We start from the raw sequence: 15,395 nt of genomic DNA on the forward strand, positions 1-15,395 counted from the left end.
GGAGTTTGCTGTGGCCACGTTCAAGGCGATCCGGATCGACAAGGCGGACAAAGGCACTACCGTCGCGCTCACGCAGTTCGACGAAGCCGAGCTGATGGACGGCGACGTCACCGTCCGCGTTGAATGGTCGACGCTGAACTACAAGGATGGCCTCGCGCTGACAGGCAAAGCGCCGGTGGTGCGCCGCTTCCCGATGATCGCCGGCATCGATTTCGCAGGCACGGTCGAAGCCTCCTCCCATCCGCAGTGGAAGGCCGGCGACAAGGTCGTCTGCACCGGCTGGGGCATGGGCGAGACCCATCTCGGCGCCTATGCCGAGAAGGCGCGGGTCAAGGGCGACTGGCTGGTCGCCCTGCCGCAGGGCCTGTCGGCGCGCGATGCCATGGCGATCGGCACCGCCGGCTTCACCGCGATGCTCTCGGTGCTGGCGCTGGAGAAGCACGGCCTGTCGCCGAAGAGTGGCCCTGTGGTCGTGACCGGCGCGGCAGGCGGTGTCGGCTCGGTCGCCATCGCCGTGCTGTCCCGGCTCGGCTACCACGTCATCGCCTCGACCGGCCGCGCCTCCGAGGCCGATTACCTGAAGAACCTGGGTGCCGCCGAGGTGATCGACCGCAGTGAATTGTCCGCACCGGCAAAGCCGCTGGCCAAGGAGCGCTGGGCGGGCGGCGTCGATAGCGTCGGCTCGACCACGCTGGCGAATCTGCTGTCGATGACCAGGTACGGTGGCGCCATCGCCGCCTGCGGTCTCGCGGCTGGCATGGACCTGCCGTCTTCTGTCGCACCCTTCATTTTGCGCGGGGTGTGCCTTCTCGGCATCGATTCCGTGATGTGTCCGATCGAACCGCGAAAAGCCGCCTGGCAGCGCCTCGCCTCCGATCTGGACAGGGCGAAACTATCTGAAATCACTACGGAAATTTCGCTCGATCAGGCTCCGGAATGGGGTGCGAAAATCCTGGCCGGCCAGGTCCGCGGCCGCATCGTGGTAAAAATTCTCTAACGACGTTCAGACTTTACCAACCAAGCTGCTTCAATGTCGCCATGGTTAGTATGGTAAGCAGCGGGTAAAGAGATAAAGGCATCGCCCGCTGCGGGGTCGGTTCGGAGTAGAGCATGCTTGCGCGTATTGTGTTGGGGGCTGTCACGGCAGTCGTGACGTTTGCACCGGCCATCGCCTTGGCTGGGAGTATGAACGCCGACGAGGCACGCCGCTTCGTCGCCGGCAAGGTCTTCGCCTTCACCTGTTTCGACGGTACCCGCGGCGCAGGCCGGATCCTTGACGATCTCGGTGCTGCCGGCGCGGTGCAGTTCTCGGGCTCGGGCCCGGTGCGCCATCTCCGCCTGCCGGGCAACACTCTCCAGATCCGCGGCCAGAACGTTTGCGCCTCGATTAAGGGCATTCCGTTCGAGCCTTGTTTCAACCTTGAGAAGACCGACGACCGCAGCTTCCGCGGCTCGGTCTCAGGCATGGGCTTTGCCTATTGCGACTTCCACCACCAGGGCGGCAACCAGATGCTGATGGCGCGTGCCGTCGCACGGCCGCGCTCGCTGCATGCACCGGAGCAGACCGGTTCGGTCAATACGTCGAGCACCGAGGTTGCCGCGCGGGTCGAGACGCCGAGGGTCGAGAGCAGCCGGATCGAGCCGGTGAGGTCGGACGCGAGGTCCGAGCCAAAGTCGGAATCGAAGAACGAAGGTCCGCTGGAACTGCGCCGCTCGACCGAGTGATGTCAGGCGCAAGCCTGCGCGCTCAATTTACCCGCTTTTGACGAATGCATCGCACGCGAAGCCGTGGCGCCGTAGTCATACGGCCCGCGGTTTTTATGCCTTGGTAGCGACTGTCGCCCCAGCCTGCGCAACGGCCGGGAGGCGGCCCTACGCAAGAGTTCGATAATGTCGCTGTATTTCTTTCGCATCAGCACCGGCCGATATTCCGGCGCCGCTGATCAGCCGTACGAGTTCGAGGATCGTGCTGCGGCCTGGACCGAGATGACCGAGGTCTGCGCCAATCTGCTCGGCAGCATCGCCCGCAATCTGAAGCCGAATGCGAAATGGAGCATGGAGCTGCTCGACGAGAACAAGCAGCCGGTGTTTCGCATCAGCTTGGCCGGCGAAGCCGTCGGATGCAAAATGACCCCGCGTTGACTTGAGGCTGCAATTTACAACTATGACGAGATCAAATTCCTTCGATTTCAATTATGTAGCGCAAAAAATCAGTACTTCTGCGGATCTCGCCGTTAACCGCAGATGGAGCTCTGGCCGATAGCCTTCCGGGTAAGGGCGATCAACGTCCAAGCGGCCGGCAATGACATGGCTGCTCGCGTTTCTGAGGAAGCGGGAATGTTGAGCCACATCAGATTGCGCATAGGAATTGCGCTGCCGGCGATCATCGCGGCGCTGGTGCTACTGGGTGTGGGATCGGCTAGTTTGATTGCCTTCCACGCCATCGGCAAGCGGCAGGATGCCGATGCGTTCCTGAAGGTCAATCGCGCCGCCCAACTGCTGCTCCAGAGCGCAGGACAATGGGCGATCGAACGCGGACTGACCAACGGCGCGCTGAAATCCGCCGATCCACTTGCTTACGAACACGCTGCCGAGATCGACAAGGCCCAAGGATCGGCGGACGCGGCGTTCCAAGCAGCTATCGTCGAGATCCGGTCCATTCCTGAAATGGCGCTGGCGCAGTCGCAAATTGCGGAAGCCCAGGCCAGATTCGAGTCGCTGCGCGGCCTCCGAGCGAACGCCGCCACCAATCTCTCGCGGCCACGCTCCGAACGGGCTCCTGAGGTGGTCGACGGCTTCGCCGCCGCGATCACCGACGTGATCGAGATCGCGAGCAACCGGTTGCGGTTAACGCTCGAGACTTTGACCAGTCCTCCCGCCGCAAAACTCGCCCAGCTCATTGGCGTGCGGCACCTGACGGCCCAAATGGCCGAGAACGCGGGGAGAGAGCGTGCGCTGCTCGCCGGTGCTGTCGGCGCTCGCGCCAAGCTTGGCGCTGGCGAACTCCAGCGTCTCGCCGGGCTGCGGTCCAAGGTCGAGCTCGCATGGGAGGCGGTGGTGCCGCTGCGGCTCCGCCCGGATTTGCCGACGGGGATCGGCGAGTCCATGGCCGAAGTGGAGAGGACCTATTTCGGCAGCTACGGAGAGACTCGTGCGCTTGTGCTTTCGGCCGGGGACTCCGGGGCTTATACGATCAGCGGGGCCGACTACTTCGCTCGCGCGACTGCAGGTATCAATGCCGTACTGAAGCTTGCAGGGTCCATCGGATCAGCTGCCGAGCAAGAAGCAAATCTGGAGGCGACGTCCAGTCTCCGGAATTTCATCATCACGCTTGCGTTTCTCGGCATCTCGCTGGTTCTGGCAGGGCTGAGCTTCTGGATTACCTTCTCGCGCATTCTCAAGCCGCTTTCCGCGATCACGGCCGCGATGAGAGGATTGGCTGATCGAGATTTCGAGGTCGAAGTGCCGTGCGCGGGCCAGCCTGTTGAAATAGGAGAGATGGCGCGAGCAGTGGAGGTGTTCAAGCAGAACGGCCTTGCGGTCGACCGGATGAGGGCAGAGCAGGCCGACGCGGCTCGGGTTGCCGCCGAGCAGCGCAAGGCCGAGATGCACAAGCTTGCCGACGGGTTCGAAGCGGCGGTCGGCGAAATCATCGAGACGGTGTCTTCCGCCTCGACCGAGCTCGAAGCGTCGGCCTCCACGCTGACCTCGACGGCGGAGCGCGCACGAAAGCTCACCACCATGGTCGCTGCCGCTTCCGAGGAAGCATCCACCAACGTGCAGTCGGTGGCGTCGGCGACCGAGGAGCTGTCGTCGTCGATCACAGAGATCAGCCGGCAGGTGCAGGAATCCGCCCGCGTCGCCGGCGATGCGGTCGACCAGGCCCGCACCACGACCGATCGCGTCAGCGAGCTCTCCGCGGCCGCGACGCGGATCGGCGACGTGGTCGAGCTGATCAACACCATTGCCGGCCAGACCAACCTGCTGGCACTCAATGCCACCATCGAGGCCGCGCGCGCCGGTGAGGCCGGCCGCGGCTTTGCTGTGGTGGCCTCCGAGGTCAAGGCCCTCGCCGAGCAGACCGCGAAGGCGACCGGCGAGATCGGCCAACAGATCGCCAGCATTCAGACCGCGACGGAATTCTCGGTCGGTGCCATCAAGGACATCAGCGACACCATCGAGAAACTGTCGGAAATTTCCTCGACAATCGCAGCCGCCGTCGAGGAGCAGGGCGCCGCGACGCAGGAGATTTCCCGCAACGTACAGCAGGCGGCTGAAGGCACCCATCAGGTTTCGGCCAACATCACCGACGTACAGCGCGGCGCGAGCGAGACCGGCTCCGCCTCCGCGCAGGTGCTCTCGGCGGCGCAGTCGCTGTCCGGCGACAGCAACCGTCTCAAGCTCGAGGTCGGCAAGTTCTTGGGTACCGTTCGCGCCGCCTGATCCAGGCCTGCCCCGTTCACGGCGCGCCGGCCGCGGCGCACCGGTGTGGCGCGATGGAACGTTCGCGACGCTGCAACAAATGGTTGTGGAAGAAATAACGGCCACAATGTCACTATCCGTAGTTCCACGTAGGTCTCTGTTAACGGCTGGTTGCAACTATGTGCGCAATCTTGCCGGATAAGAACCAGCCAGCATTGTTGGAATGACCCGCCCTGCCGTCCGTCTGACGGTCATGGCGCAGGTGACGTGTGCGTTTAGGTCTCATCGGGATTTGTCGTGATGTCGAAATTGTCGATCGTCTTCAAGCTTCTGACCGTGTTGTCGGTCCTCGTGCTCTCGCTCGCCGGCGTCGGCGTCGTGGCAATCGGCACGATGCAGAACATCAATTCCCACACAGTCGAGATCGCGGAGAGCTGGCTGCCGAGCGTGCGTGCGCTGGGCTCGATGCGGGCTGACATTAACGAGCTGCGCGTCGCGCTTCGCCTGCACCTGATGCAGGACACAATCGAGGGCAAGGAGGCCGCCGAGAAGCGGCTGGCCTCGCTGCAGGCGCGCATCGAGACCACCCGCAAGGTCTACGAGCCGCTGATTACCTCGGCCGAAGAGCGCTCGCTCTACCAGCAATGGACCAAGGCGTGGGCCGATTACCTGACGGGCGTGCAGGATGTGATGGCGCTGTCGCGCAAGAGCCCCGGAAAGTTCCCGACTGACGCCAACGAGATGTTGCAGACCAAGGTCGCGAAGATGGCCCAGGCGGCCGATCCGCTGCTTCAGAAGGGCATTGAGCTGAACAATCACGGCGCCGAGCTGGAGACGAAGCAGGCGGCCGACAGCTACGCCATGATCTTCCGCGTGCTGGTGGGCATCATCATTGCTTCGGTCGCGATCGCGATCGCCGCGGCTTACTATCTCGTGCGCGACGTGTCGCGCGGCATTGCCTCGATCATCAAGCCGATGCAGTCGCTCGGTGAAGGCGATCTGTCGGCAGAGGTGCCGCACCGTGGCGAGAAGACCGAGATCGGATCGATGGCGGATGCGCTGCAGATCTTCAAGGAAGCGCTGATCGCCAAGCGGGCCGCCGACGAGGCGGCGAGGCTCGACGCCGAGGCCAAGATCGAGCGTGGTCGCCGCGTCGACGCCATCACCCGCAAGTTCGAGACCATGATCGGCGAAGTCGTTGGCACCGTGTCGTCGGCCTCGACCGAGCTCGAGGCTTCCGCGTCGACGCTGACCAATACTGCCCAGCGCGGACAGGAACTGGCGACTGTCGTCGCCGCGGCTTCCGAGGAAGCATCCACCAACGTGCAGGCGGTGGCTTCCGCTTCCGAGGAACTCTCGTCTTCCATCACCGAGATCAGCCGCCGTGTGCAGGACTCGGCACGGATGGCGGCGGAAGCCGTCGAGCAGGCGTCGCGGACCAACGAGCGCGTCAACGAGCTGTCGCAGGCGGCCGCCCGCATCGGCGACGTCGTCGAGCTCATCAACACCATCGCGGGCCAGACCAATCTGCTGGCCCTGAACGCCACCATCGAGGCGGCGCGCGCGGGCGAGGCCGGCCGCGGCTTTGCCGTCGTCGCCTCCGAGGTGAAGGCGTTGGCCGAACAGACCGCGAAGGCAACCGGCGAGATCGGGGCGCAGGTCTCGGGCATTCAGGCCGCAACGCAGGAATCCGTCAACGCCATCCAGGAGATTGGCGGCACCATCGAGCGGCTGTCGGAAGTGTCGGCGGCGATCGCCGCCGCGGTCGAGGAGCAGGGCGCGGCGACGCAGGAGATATCGCGAAACGTCCAGCAGGCCTCGGTTGGCACCCAGGAGGTGTCGTCGAACATTACCGACGTGCAGCGCGGTGCGATCGAGACCGGCGAGGCGTCAGTCGAAGTCCTGTCGGCGGCGAAGTCGCTCGCGTCCGACAGCACACGCCTCAAGGTCGAGGTCGCGCAGTTCCTGGAGTCGGTCCGCGCGGCCTGATCCTTTAGCTGCCCGTCTGCGGAGCCGGCGGTGGCGCTGCCTGCCGCCGGAACAGGATGCGCTGGTAGAGCCAGCCGATCGCGACCAGCACGATGCCGAGGCCCATGAACGACAGGGCCCGATAGACGCCTGTCAGCGTCGACATGTCGATGACGAAGGCCTTCAGGATCGTCAGCGCGATGACGGCGGCGGACGCCAGCCGTGCCCGCTCGGAGTTGGCGAGAATGCCGATGCCGAGCAGCATGACGCCGAAGGCGAGCCAGCCGATCGAATAGGTGTATTGCTCGGCCCCCGTGGTCTCGCCGGTGGTGAGGAACGGGCCGTGATAGAAGCGGCGGATCTCCAGCGTCAGGTAGACAAGCGCAAACACCAGCGCCGCACCCGCAATCGTATTCGCATAGATCTTGCCCCGCGCGTCAGCCACCGCATAAGCGAGCAGCAGCATCAGCACCGCCGGCAATGCGTAGCCGAGCAGCAGCAGGTTGAACAAGGCGCCGCCGACATCAATGTGCCACAGCAGCGGGTTCTCCAGGAACAGCAGGCCGAACACGCTGACGAAGCCTGCGATCGCCGTGAGCACGATCGCGCCGACATTGTGCACGATGCTGTGGCTGCGCAGCCGCAGCCGCTCCAGTCCGATCGCCATCGCCAGCGCCACGCAGACCTGCAGCGCGGCTTCGAGCAGCGAGGGCGATGCGATCATGTCGCCGCCGGTCGCGAAGTGGCGGACCTCCATGAAGGCGAGCAGCGCGGTGAACAGGATCGCGGCCGCTTCCACCATGCGCAGCGGCGCATCGTCGCCCCTGCGGCGCAGGAAGTGGCTCGCCGCCCAGAACGAGGCGGCCGGCAGGCCATAGCCCCACAGCAGCCAGTTGAAGATCGGCGTGGTACCGACGGCATCTCCGACGATGCGCGGATCATAGAGGATGCGCGCGGTGACGATGCCGGCGAAGATGGCGGCAAGCCAGCGCAGGAATGGGATCGGCCGCTGCAGCGCGATCCAGGCGGTGCCGAGCGACATCAGCGCCAGCGCGATGGTCAGCCAGCCCTTCTCCAGCGCGAAGGTCAGCGCCAGCGCCAGCGCGCCGAGCGTGCCGGTCGCAAACAGCGCCGTCGAGATCGCAAGGCCCGGCCGGCTCTCCCGACGGGTCAGCGTTTCCGTCGCAAAGCCAAAGGCGGCGGCGAGCAGCACCGCGAGGATCGCGAACGGGATCGAGCGGTCGAGATGGGCAATGCGGGCGTAGAGCGCGATGAGGATCGCGATTGGCGTCGCGACACCTGCTGCCGACCACACCACGGGAATGATGGCCGAATGGGAGCGTCCTTGCGCGAAGAAGCCGGCGATGCCGAAGCCGGCGGCAAAGATCGCGGCCATCACCAGATGCTGCGTCACCGCGCTATCGATCGCGGTCGGCGTGATGCCGGGCATTGGGCCGCCCGGCAGCACCAGCATGTCAGGATTGGCGCGCACCGCCCATTCGGCGAACACGATGAACACGGTTGCAGCGGCCGCGCCCAGCGCGCCGACGGCGGCCTCCGCGCGCCAGGCGACGAACAGCGTCGCCGCAACAAGCAGCGTGAAGGCGATCAGCGACAGGTCGGCATGCGCGCTCGACAGCACGATCAGCATCGCGCCGAACAGATAGGCGCCCAGCGTGCTCGACGAGACCGCTTCGATCTGTCCGCCTTCGATGGCTGGGCCGAACAGGAAGCCGCAGACGACCAGCAGTGCAGCGAGCACGAAGCCGGCGATCACGTGGAATGCGTGCGGCGCGACGTGCAGGTCACCGGTGTCGAGACCCGGGAAAGTCCAGAGCACGGCGAAGACGATCGTCGTGACCGCGAGCCAGCGCCACAGCCGGATGCGGGCGAGGCCAAAGCTCGCGGCGGTGACGACGGCAAGATAGATGTACAATGCCCAATAGTCCGGCTTGCCGCTGGAGACGAGCACCGGCGTCGCGAAGGCGCCGACGACGCCGAGGCCCGCGAGCGCCGGTCCGTGCAGCAATGCTGCCGCGAGCGTGGCCAACGCCACGATGCCGAGCAGCACGAAAGCGGTGGCAGGCACGAGGAAGCCATAGAGCGCGTAGGCCGCATACACGGTTGCGAAAGCCACCGCCGTTCCGGCCGCGGTGAGGATCGCGGGGATGTTGGCAATCGGCAGCGCTGCAATGCTCGAGATGCTTTCTTTGCACCGCGTCCATTCGCCGGCACCCAAAAGCGCGGCCGCGAACAGGCCGCCGAGGAACACGCGTACGCCGGGGCCGACAAGGCCAGCCTCGATCGAATAGCGCACCATGAAGAAGCCACCGAGCGCAAGCGCCAGGCCGCCGATCCATACCACCCAGCGGGTGCCGAGCCGTTCCTCGAAACCGGGGGCGGGGGCGGGCAAAGGTGGCGGCGGTGCGTCGGCTGCGGGGCTGGCCTCAGGACTTGCTTCGGGCGGAGGCGGCGAAGCCTCTTCGGTGACGAGCGGCGGCGCGGTCTCGGCTTCCGGCGCAAGCGGCGGCGGCTCTGCCGCATTTGTCGTGGGCGTGCTTGGCTGCTCCTGCACGGGCAGCGGTGGCGGTGGCTGAACCTGTCGCTGCGCCTGCAGCGCGGCCTCCAGCGAGCCCAGCCGACGGCGCAGTTCGGTCGCCTGGTTCGACGCTTTCAGCGCGATCAGGAACGCGGCGATCGCAATCATCACTGCAAAGACGTCGAACGGGGCGTCGAACATGGGGCCTCCTGGCAATCGGCGGGCGGGGGCCGACCGCAATCTTGATCTAGCGCCGGGAGCGTACCCGCAAGCCGGGCGCCGGCCGTTCCTGGAGCACGTCGCGGCGGAAGCGATAGAGGGCCGCCGGTCTCCCGCCCGTCTGTGTCGACATCACGCCGGTCGGTTCGACCAGCGCCTCGGTTTCGACTAGACGACGGAAATTCTGCTTGTGCAGATGCCGGCCGGAGATCGCCTCCACCGTATACTGCAACTCAGTGAGTGTGAACTCGGCGGGCAAAAGTTCAAACACCACAGGACGATACTTCAGCTTTGCGCGCAGCCTGGCAATCGCGGTGGCGAGGATCCGGCGGTGGTCGAAGCGCATGGACGTGCCGAGCGCGGGCAGGGACTTGCGCGCCAGTGCCGCAGGCCGGCCGTCGCGCCGGGCTTCCTCGACGAGGCCGGCCTCATAGAGCAGCTCGTAGCGGTCGAGCACGCGCTCCTCGTCCCAGGAAGCACCCTCGAGGCCGAAATAGAATCGCACGCGATCCTTGCGCGGCAGCGCGCGCGTCGTCTCGGGCGTCTCTTCCTCGGCCCATGCCGTCAGCGCCGGAATGATGTCACGGGCGATGATCGCCGGTGGCGCCTCGCGCCAGTCCTCCCAGGGGAAGAAGCGATACCAGGGCTCGAAGCTCGCGGCATTCGCGGCACCCTCGGCGCCGCGTGTCAGCGCGAGATAGCCGATCGACACCATATGCGCGCCGGTGTCGCCGGCCTCGGCATGACGGCCGCGATCGCCAAACGTATAGAGCTGCTCGACATAGCCGAGCCGCAATCCCGCCTGTTCCTCGACCCAGGCGCGCAGGCCGATCTCGAAGGTGCGATGGCTCGGCGCATCGAATGGACCGAACGGCAGGCCGGCGAGCCCGTCAGCGCCCCGCGCAGTCAGCACCAGCGGCTCGTGATCCTCGATCGCGACGATCGCGGCAGTCAGGCCGATCTCGATCGGCGTCAGCAGCTTGTCGCTCATCCCAAGATCGCTGATGTCATTCGAGCTCGATCACGAAGGGGCGGCCTTCGACCAGCATCTCGCCCGGCCCCATCTCGTCGAGCGCGCGCAGCATGCGGCCGTTGCGCCCCAACGCACGGTCGGCGAGATCGACGATGCGCCGGTTCGGCGAGGCGATCGGGGAGGCCGCGCGGATCTTCTTCGCGATCTCGATCTCGTCGCGATCAGGATTGAGCGCGCAGACGGCGGCGAACGCGCTCGCCGTGGAGCGGCTGATGCCGGCATAGCAATGCACCACGAGCGGCGCAGCGCGGTCCCAGCCGCGCACGAAATTCAGCACCTGCTCGATGTGGGTCTTGGACGGCGCGACAAAGCCGTCCATCTCCTCGGTGATGTCGTCCATCGACACCTTGAGATGATTGGCCGGCAGCACCGACACCGGCCGCGCCACCTGTTCGACATTGGCCATCACGGTCAGCACATGGCTGGCCCCGGTGCGGCGAACGGTTTCGGGAAGGGCGGCGAGCGAGCAGACGTGGATCATGGCGGACCTTTTTGGGCGATTATAGCCGGTGCCGTAGAGTGGGCAAAGCGCCTCAACATCGTCGTCCCGGCGAAGCGTGAGGCGGCACCAACCCAATACGTGCTCACGCAAACACGGCGCCAAATCGCTCCAGAAACTGCTTTTCGGCCCGCGCCGCCGTCCAGGGCGTCAGATAGTCGCGCCTGATATTGTCGGAGAGGCCGGGATCCCTGCCGAACAGGCGCTTGGCCTCGCTCTCGCTGAAGCCGGCAAGCTCGGTCGCCTCGAGGTAAGCCGCGCCGCGATCGGCGGCCTTGATCGCCTGCGTGATCTCGTCAGGGAGCACTGGCGGCAGGCCGAAGCGGATGTGGATGGCGCCGAGCAGGCGCTTCTCCACTGCCTTGTAATGGCCGTCGAGCACGGCCTTGAACGGCGAGATCATGTCGCCGATCACATATTCGGGCGCATCGTGCAGCAGGGCTGCGAGCCGCATGCGCTGGTCGACGCGCGGCATCTCGTGCCGCAGCACGGTCTCGACCAGTAGCGTGTGCTGTGCCACCGAAAAGATATGCGCCCCTGTGGTCTGCCCGTTCCAGCGGGCGACGCGCGCCAGCCCATGTGCGATGTCGGCGATCTCGATATCGAGCGGGGAGGGATCGAGCAGATCGAGCCGCCGGCCCGACAGCATGCGCTGCCAGGCGCGCAACTCCACTGCGCGCGCGGTCTTCTTGGCGGTCATTTGGCCTTGAGGCGCGGCTTGCGCTGCATCTTGCTGCAGGTGGCGTGGCAATGGCAGTCGACGAGATGATCGTTGACCATGCCGGTCGCCTGCATGAAGGCATAGACGATGGTCGGGCCGACGAATTTGAAGCCGCGCGAGGACAGCTCCTTGGAGATCTGAACCGACAGCGGCGTCGACGCCGGCACGCTCGCCGTGGTCTTGAAGTTGTTGACCTTGGGCCGGCCGTCCATGAAGTCCCACAGCAGCTTCGAGAAGCCGGGTCCGTTTTCCATGATGTCGAGATACGACTTCGCACTCAGGATCGCGCCGTCGATCTTGGCCTTGTTGCGCACGATGCCGGCATCGTTCATCAGCGCGTGCACTTTCTTCTCGTTGTAGCGCGCGATCTTCTCCGGCTGGAAATCGTCGAAGGCTTTGCGGAAATTATCGCGCTTGCGCAGGATCGTGATCCAGGACAAGCCGGCCTGAAAGCCGTCGAGGATCAGCTTTTCATAGAGTGCGCGGTCGTCATATTCAGGCACACCCCATTCGGTGTCGTGATAGGCGACATAGAGCGGGTCTTCGCCGGGCCAGGGGCAGCGGGTCTTTCCGTCGGGATGCAGGCGGGGAGCACGGCTCATGCGATGGGCTGCTTTGCGGGAATGCGAACGATTTCGGGTTCTGCCAGCTTCAGCGTGAGTCCGCCAGCCGTCAGCGGCTGGCCGGCATCGAGCGCATCCGCAACGCGGTCGATGCGCACCAGCGCAATGCCCTTGCCCTTCGCCGATGAGCCCATGGTGCCGACGGACCTGTCGCCGACCATGACACTGACGCCAACTTCCGGCGAGGAGTCCTCGAGCAGCACCTTCACGCTGCGGGTGCGCGCGGTGCCGCGATGCTGCATGCGCGAGACGACTTCCTGGCCGACATAGCAGCCCTTGTCGAAATCGATGCCAGCAAGGCGATCCATGTTGGTCTCGTGCGGGAACGCGTCGCTGTACATGAAATCGAGCCCGCCGCGCGGCACGCCGAGCGCGATCCGGTGCGCCTCGTATTCGCTGGCATCGACCAGCTCCGCGCCGATCAGGTCCGAGAGCTTCTGCTTGAGATCCTCGGGGATCAGAATGCGCGTGCCAAGCTCGGCATTGCGGGGATCGGCAAAGGCTAGGTCCGGTTGCGCAGCAAGCTGGCCATCCCAGGCCGCGAGCACGCCGAGATCGAGGATGTCCACCGTCACCTTGGCGCGCAGCTTGTAGAATTTCAGCTTGGTGGCGAGGCCATCGGCCAGCGGCTTCGGACAGTCGATCAGGAACCCGCCGCCATGGCCGCCAGGGGCTTCCGTGATCAGGAAATCCACGATGATCTTGCCCTGCGGCGTCAGCAGCGCGCCGAATCGCCCCAAGCCCGGCTTGAGCCTGTCGACATCGGTGGTGATGAGGCCGTTGAGGAAGTTGCGTGCGTCCTCGCCGGCGACCTTGATCACGCCCCGGTCGGGAAGAAACGCTGATTTCATGCGAAAATCTCTTGCGACATGTTGCTTCGGAACGTAAGCCCGCAAGGCATAAACGACAAGACCTCGAGCCCTGCGCTTGGGGATGAGAGGGGCCTTCAGCCATGACCCAGCGCTTCGACGTGATCCTCAAAGGCGGCACCGTCGTCAATCAGGACGGCGAGGCCGTTCGCGACATCGGCATCACCAATGGCCGCATCGCCGAGCTGGGCCCGCTGTCGCAAGGCTCCGCCGCCGAAGTGATCGATTGCAAGGGCCTGCACATCCTGCCCGGCGTGATGGATACGCAGGTGCATTTCCGCGAGCCCGGGCTGGAGCACAAGGAAGATCTCGAGACCGGCTCGCGCAGCGCCGTGATGGGCGGCGTCACCGCCGTGTTCGAGATGCCGAACACGTCGCCGCTCACGGTGACCGAGGCCACCTTCACCGACAAGGTGAAGCGCGCCCATCACCGCATGCATTGCGATTTCGCCTTCTTCATCGGCGGCACCCGCGAGAACGTGCAGGACCTGCCGGTGCTGGAGCGTGCCCCGGGTTGCGCCGGCGTCAAGGTCTTCATCGGCTCGTCGACCGGCGCGCTGCTGGTGGAGGACGACGAGAGCCTGCGCCGAATCTTCCAGGTGATCCAACGCCGCGCCGCCTTCCATGCCGAGGACGAGTATCGCCTCAACGACCGCAAGTCGCTCCGCATCGAGGGCGATCCGCGCTCGCATCCGGTCTGGCGCGACGAGACCGCGGCTCTGATGGCGACCCAGCGACTGGTCAAGATCGCGCATGAGACGGGAAAACGCATCCACGTGTTGCACATCTCGACCAAGGAAGAGATCGAGTTCCTGCGCGACCACAAGGACGTCGCGTCCTGCGAGGCGACGCCGCACCATCTCACGCTGGTCGCGCCGGAATGCTACGAGCGGCTCGGCACGCTGGCGCAGATGAACCCGCCGGTGCGCGGCGCCGACCACCGTGCCGGCATCTGGCGCGGCATCGAGCAGGGCATCATCGACGTGCTCGGCTCCGACCATGCGCCACACACGCTGGAAGAGAAGCAGAAGACCTATCCCGCTTCGCCCTCCGGCATGACCGGCGTGCAGACGCTGGTGCCGCTGATGCTCGACCACGTCAACGCGGGCCGGCTTTCTCTCGCGCGCTTCGTCGATCTCACCAGCGCCGGGCCCGCGCGTCTCTACAACATAGCCTGCAAGGGCCGCATCGCCGCCGGCTACGACGCCGACTTCACGGTGGTGGACCTCAAGCGCAGCGAAACCATCACCAACAAATGGGTGGCGTCGAAGGCCGGCTGGACCCCGTATGACGGCGTGCGCGTCACGGGCTGGCCCGTCGGTACCTTCATCCGCGGCCGCCGCGTGATGTGGCAGGGCGAACTGGTGACGCCGTCGCAGGGCGAGGCGGTGCGGTTTCTGGAGACGTTGAAGCAGTAGCCGATGTGCAGGGACGCGCAGTGTTTCCCCAGCCGTCATTGCGAGCGTAGCGAAGCAATCCAGAATCCCTCCACGGCGGCAGTCTGGATGGCTTCGCTGCGCTCGCAATGACGAGGGGGGAGGTCTACACTTCCGCGCGAACGGGAGTGCAGTCAATGTCCCAGCCCACCGCCCTCATCACCACCGCGCAACTCGCCGCGATCCTCGGCGACCCCCATCTCCGCCTCTACGATTGCACGACCTACAACGAGCCGGTGCCACCAGGCAGCGACGTGCCGTATCGGGCCGTCCCCGGCGACAAGACCTTCGCGGCCGGCCACATCCCCGGCGCCGATTTCCTCGATCTGCAGGGCGAGTTCTCCGACGCTTCCGCGCAACAATTCTTCATGATGCCTGATGTGGCCCAGTTAGAGGCCGCCTTCGGCCGCCACGGGCTCGATGCAAGCAAGACCGTCGTGCTCTACAGCATCGGCACCATGATGTGGTCGACGCGGTTCTGGTGGATGCTGCGTTCGCTCGGCGTCGATGCGCGCGTGCTCGACGGCGGTTTTGACAAATGGAAGGACGAGGGGCGGGCGGTCGAGACCGGTGCGCCGAAGGGCTATCCGGCGACGAGCTTCAAAGCCGCGCCGCGTACCGGCTTCTTCGTCGACAAGGATTTTGTGAAGGCGCGGATCGGCGATCCCGCGACAGTCACTGTCAACGCGCTCGGGCCACAATTTCATAGGGGGCTCGAGCCGAGCCGCTATGGCCGGCCCGGCCGCGTGCCCGGTAGCGTCAACGTGTCGGCTGCAACCCTCGTCAATGCCGACAAGACGCTGACGACACTCGCCGATGCCGAAGCCAAATTCGCCGCGGCAGGCGTCACGCGGGACAAGAACGTGATCCTCTATTGCGGCGGCGGAATCTCGGCGACGATCGACCTACTGATGCTGACACAGCTCGGCTACGACAGACTGACGCTCTACGACGCTTCCATGGGCGAGTGGGCGAGGGACCCGACACTGCCGATCGAGACGGATTAGGGACGAATCTTGCCTTCCAATAGAGGGTAAGAAAGTTGGGAACCTTTTCTGCCGGCCTG

13 protein-coding genes are annotated in these 15,395 nt (G+C 65.4%); 7 read left to right on the forward strand and 6 right to left on the reverse strand.

Annotated features, from left to right (window positions below):
• Window positions 1-10 precede the first annotated feature (10 nt).
• The 5 genes from acuI (at window position 11) to XI06_RS27190 (ending at window position 6,411) form a co-directional block, all read left to right on the forward strand.
• Complete coding sequence (gene acuI, locus XI06_RS27170; RefSeq protein ID WP_237863382.1) at window positions 11-997, forward strand: acrylyl-CoA reductase (NADPH); 987 nt, start codon at window positions 11-13, stop codon at window positions 995-997.
• Window positions 998-1,110: 113 nt separating this feature from the next.
• A complete protein-coding gene (locus XI06_RS27175) occupies window positions 1,111-1,725 on the forward strand; it encodes a hypothetical protein (RefSeq protein WP_237863383.1) in 615 nt (204 codons plus the stop codon).
• Between the two features lie 165 nt (window positions 1,726-1,890).
• Window positions 1,891-2,142, forward strand: coding sequence for a DUF6894 family protein (locus tag XI06_RS27180; RefSeq protein ID WP_237863384.1), 252 nt, complete (start codon window positions 1,891-1,893; stop codon window positions 2,140-2,142).
• A 195-nt stretch (window positions 2,143-2,337) separates the two neighbouring features.
• Window positions 2,338-4,443, forward strand: a complete 2,106-nt coding sequence (locus tag XI06_RS27185; RefSeq protein WP_271606946.1) for a methyl-accepting chemotaxis protein — start codon at window positions 2,338-2,340, stop codon at window positions 4,441-4,443.
• Between the two features lie 279 nt (window positions 4,444-4,722).
• The gene (locus tag XI06_RS27190) at window positions 4,723-6,411 is read left to right on the forward strand and encodes a methyl-accepting chemotaxis protein (protein ID WP_271606947.1); all 1,689 of its coding nucleotides are present in this window, start codon (window positions 4,723-4,725) and stop codon (window positions 6,409-6,411) included.
• Between the two features lie 4 nt (window positions 6,412-6,415).
• Here the strand turns inward: XI06_RS27190 and XI06_RS27195 are convergent, their stop codons facing one another.
• The 6 genes from XI06_RS27195 to ygfZ all read right to left on the reverse strand — a co-directional run bounded on the left by XI06_RS27195 (window position 6,416) and on the right by ygfZ (window position 12,875).
• Entirely contained in the window at window positions 6,416-9,130 is a 2,715-nt protein-coding gene (locus tag XI06_RS27195) for a DUF2339 domain-containing protein (RefSeq protein ID WP_271606948.1), read from the reverse strand.
• A gap of 46 nt (window positions 9,131-9,176) precedes the next feature.
• A complete protein-coding gene (locus XI06_RS27200) occupies window positions 9,177-10,139 on the reverse strand; it encodes an NUDIX hydrolase (RefSeq protein WP_237889413.1) in 963 nt (320 codons plus the stop codon).
• Between the two features lie 16 nt (window positions 10,140-10,155).
• On the reverse strand, window positions 10,156-10,662 hold the full coding sequence (locus tag XI06_RS27205) for a tyrosine phosphatase family protein (protein WP_237863389.1): 507 nt from the start codon (window positions 10,660-10,662) through the stop codon (window positions 10,156-10,158).
• 103 nt (window positions 10,663-10,765) lie between these two features.
• Window positions 10,766-11,380: an HD family hydrolase gene (locus tag XI06_RS27210; protein ID WP_237863390.1), complete on the reverse strand. Its 615-nt coding sequence runs from the start codon at window positions 11,378-11,380 to the stop codon at window positions 10,766-10,768.
• Window positions 11,377-12,003, reverse strand: coding sequence for a DNA-3-methyladenine glycosylase I (locus XI06_RS27215; protein ID WP_237863391.1), 627 nt, complete (start codon window positions 12,001-12,003; stop codon window positions 11,377-11,379). The genes XI06_RS27210 and XI06_RS27215 overlap by 4 nt, the downstream gene beginning before the upstream one ends.
• The gene (ygfZ, locus tag XI06_RS27220) at window positions 12,000-12,875 is read right to left on the reverse strand and encodes a CAF17-like 4Fe-4S cluster assembly/insertion protein YgfZ (protein ID WP_271606949.1); all 876 of its coding nucleotides are present in this window, start codon (window positions 12,873-12,875) and stop codon (window positions 12,000-12,002) included. Before ygfZ ends, XI06_RS27215 begins: the two co-directional genes overlap by 4 nt.
• 101 nt (window positions 12,876-12,976) lie before the next feature.
• On the opposite strand from ygfZ, the gene XI06_RS27225 reads away from it, so the two are divergent.
• Window positions 12,977-14,311 carry a dihydroorotase gene (locus tag XI06_RS27225; RefSeq protein WP_271606950.1) on the forward strand — a complete coding sequence of 445 codons (1,335 nt, stop codon included), beginning with the start codon at window positions 12,977-12,979 and terminating at the stop codon, window positions 14,309-14,311.
• 155 nt (window positions 14,312-14,466) lie between these two features.
• On the forward strand, window positions 14,467-15,336 hold the full coding sequence (locus XI06_RS27230; RefSeq protein WP_271606951.1) for a sulfurtransferase: 870 nt from the start codon (window positions 14,467-14,469) through the stop codon (window positions 15,334-15,336).
• Window positions 15,337-15,395: the final 59 nt, after the last annotated feature.

This window comes from Bradyrhizobium sp. CCBAU 11434 (assembly GCF_028128895.1).
Classification (GTDB): Bacteria; Pseudomonadota; Alphaproteobacteria; order Rhizobiales; family Xanthobacteraceae; genus Bradyrhizobium; species Bradyrhizobium zhengyangense.

Excerpts from the sequence above, each read along its gene's own strand:
- XI06_RS27180 (WP_237863384.1), top strand. The coding sequence starts at position 1,891 with ATGTCGCTGTATTTCTTTCGCATCAGCACCGGCCGATATTCCGGCGCC.
- XI06_RS27215 (WP_237863391.1), bottom strand. The coding sequence starts at position 12,003 with ATGAGCCGTGCTCCCCGCCTGCATCCCGACGGAAAGACCCGCTGCCCC.
- ygfZ (WP_271606949.1), bottom strand. The coding sequence starts at position 12,875 with ATGAAATCAGCGTTTCTTCCCGACCGGGGCGTGATCAAGGTCGCCGGC.
- XI06_RS27200 (WP_237889413.1), bottom strand. The coding sequence starts at position 10,139 with ATGAGCGACAAGCTGCTGACGCCGATCGAGATCGGCCTGACTGCCGCG.
- XI06_RS27225 (WP_271606950.1), top strand. The coding sequence starts at position 12,977 with ATGACCCAGCGCTTCGACGTGATCCTCAAAGGCGGCACCGTCGTCAAT.
- XI06_RS27190 (WP_271606947.1), top strand. The coding sequence starts at position 4,723 with ATGTCGAAATTGTCGATCGTCTTCAAGCTTCTGACCGTGTTGTCGGTC.
- XI06_RS27210 (WP_237863390.1), bottom strand. The coding sequence starts at position 11,380 with ATGACCGCCAAGAAGACCGCGCGCGCAGTGGAGTTGCGCGCCTGGCAG.
- XI06_RS27230 (WP_271606951.1), top strand. The coding sequence starts at position 14,467 with ATGTCCCAGCCCACCGCCCTCATCACCACCGCGCAACTCGCCGCGATC.
- XI06_RS27205 (WP_237863389.1), bottom strand. The coding sequence starts at position 10,662 with ATGATCCACGTCTGCTCGCTCGCCGCCCTTCCCGAAACCGTTCGCCGC.
- XI06_RS27195 (WP_271606948.1), bottom strand. The coding sequence starts at position 9,130 with ATGTTCGACGCCCCGTTCGACGTCTTTGCAGTGATGATTGCGATCGCC.
- XI06_RS27185 (WP_271606946.1), top strand. The coding sequence starts at position 2,338 with ATGTTGAGCCACATCAGATTGCGCATAGGAATTGCGCTGCCGGCGATC.
- XI06_RS27175 (WP_237863383.1), top strand. The coding sequence starts at position 1,111 with ATGCTTGCGCGTATTGTGTTGGGGGCTGTCACGGCAGTCGTGACGTTT.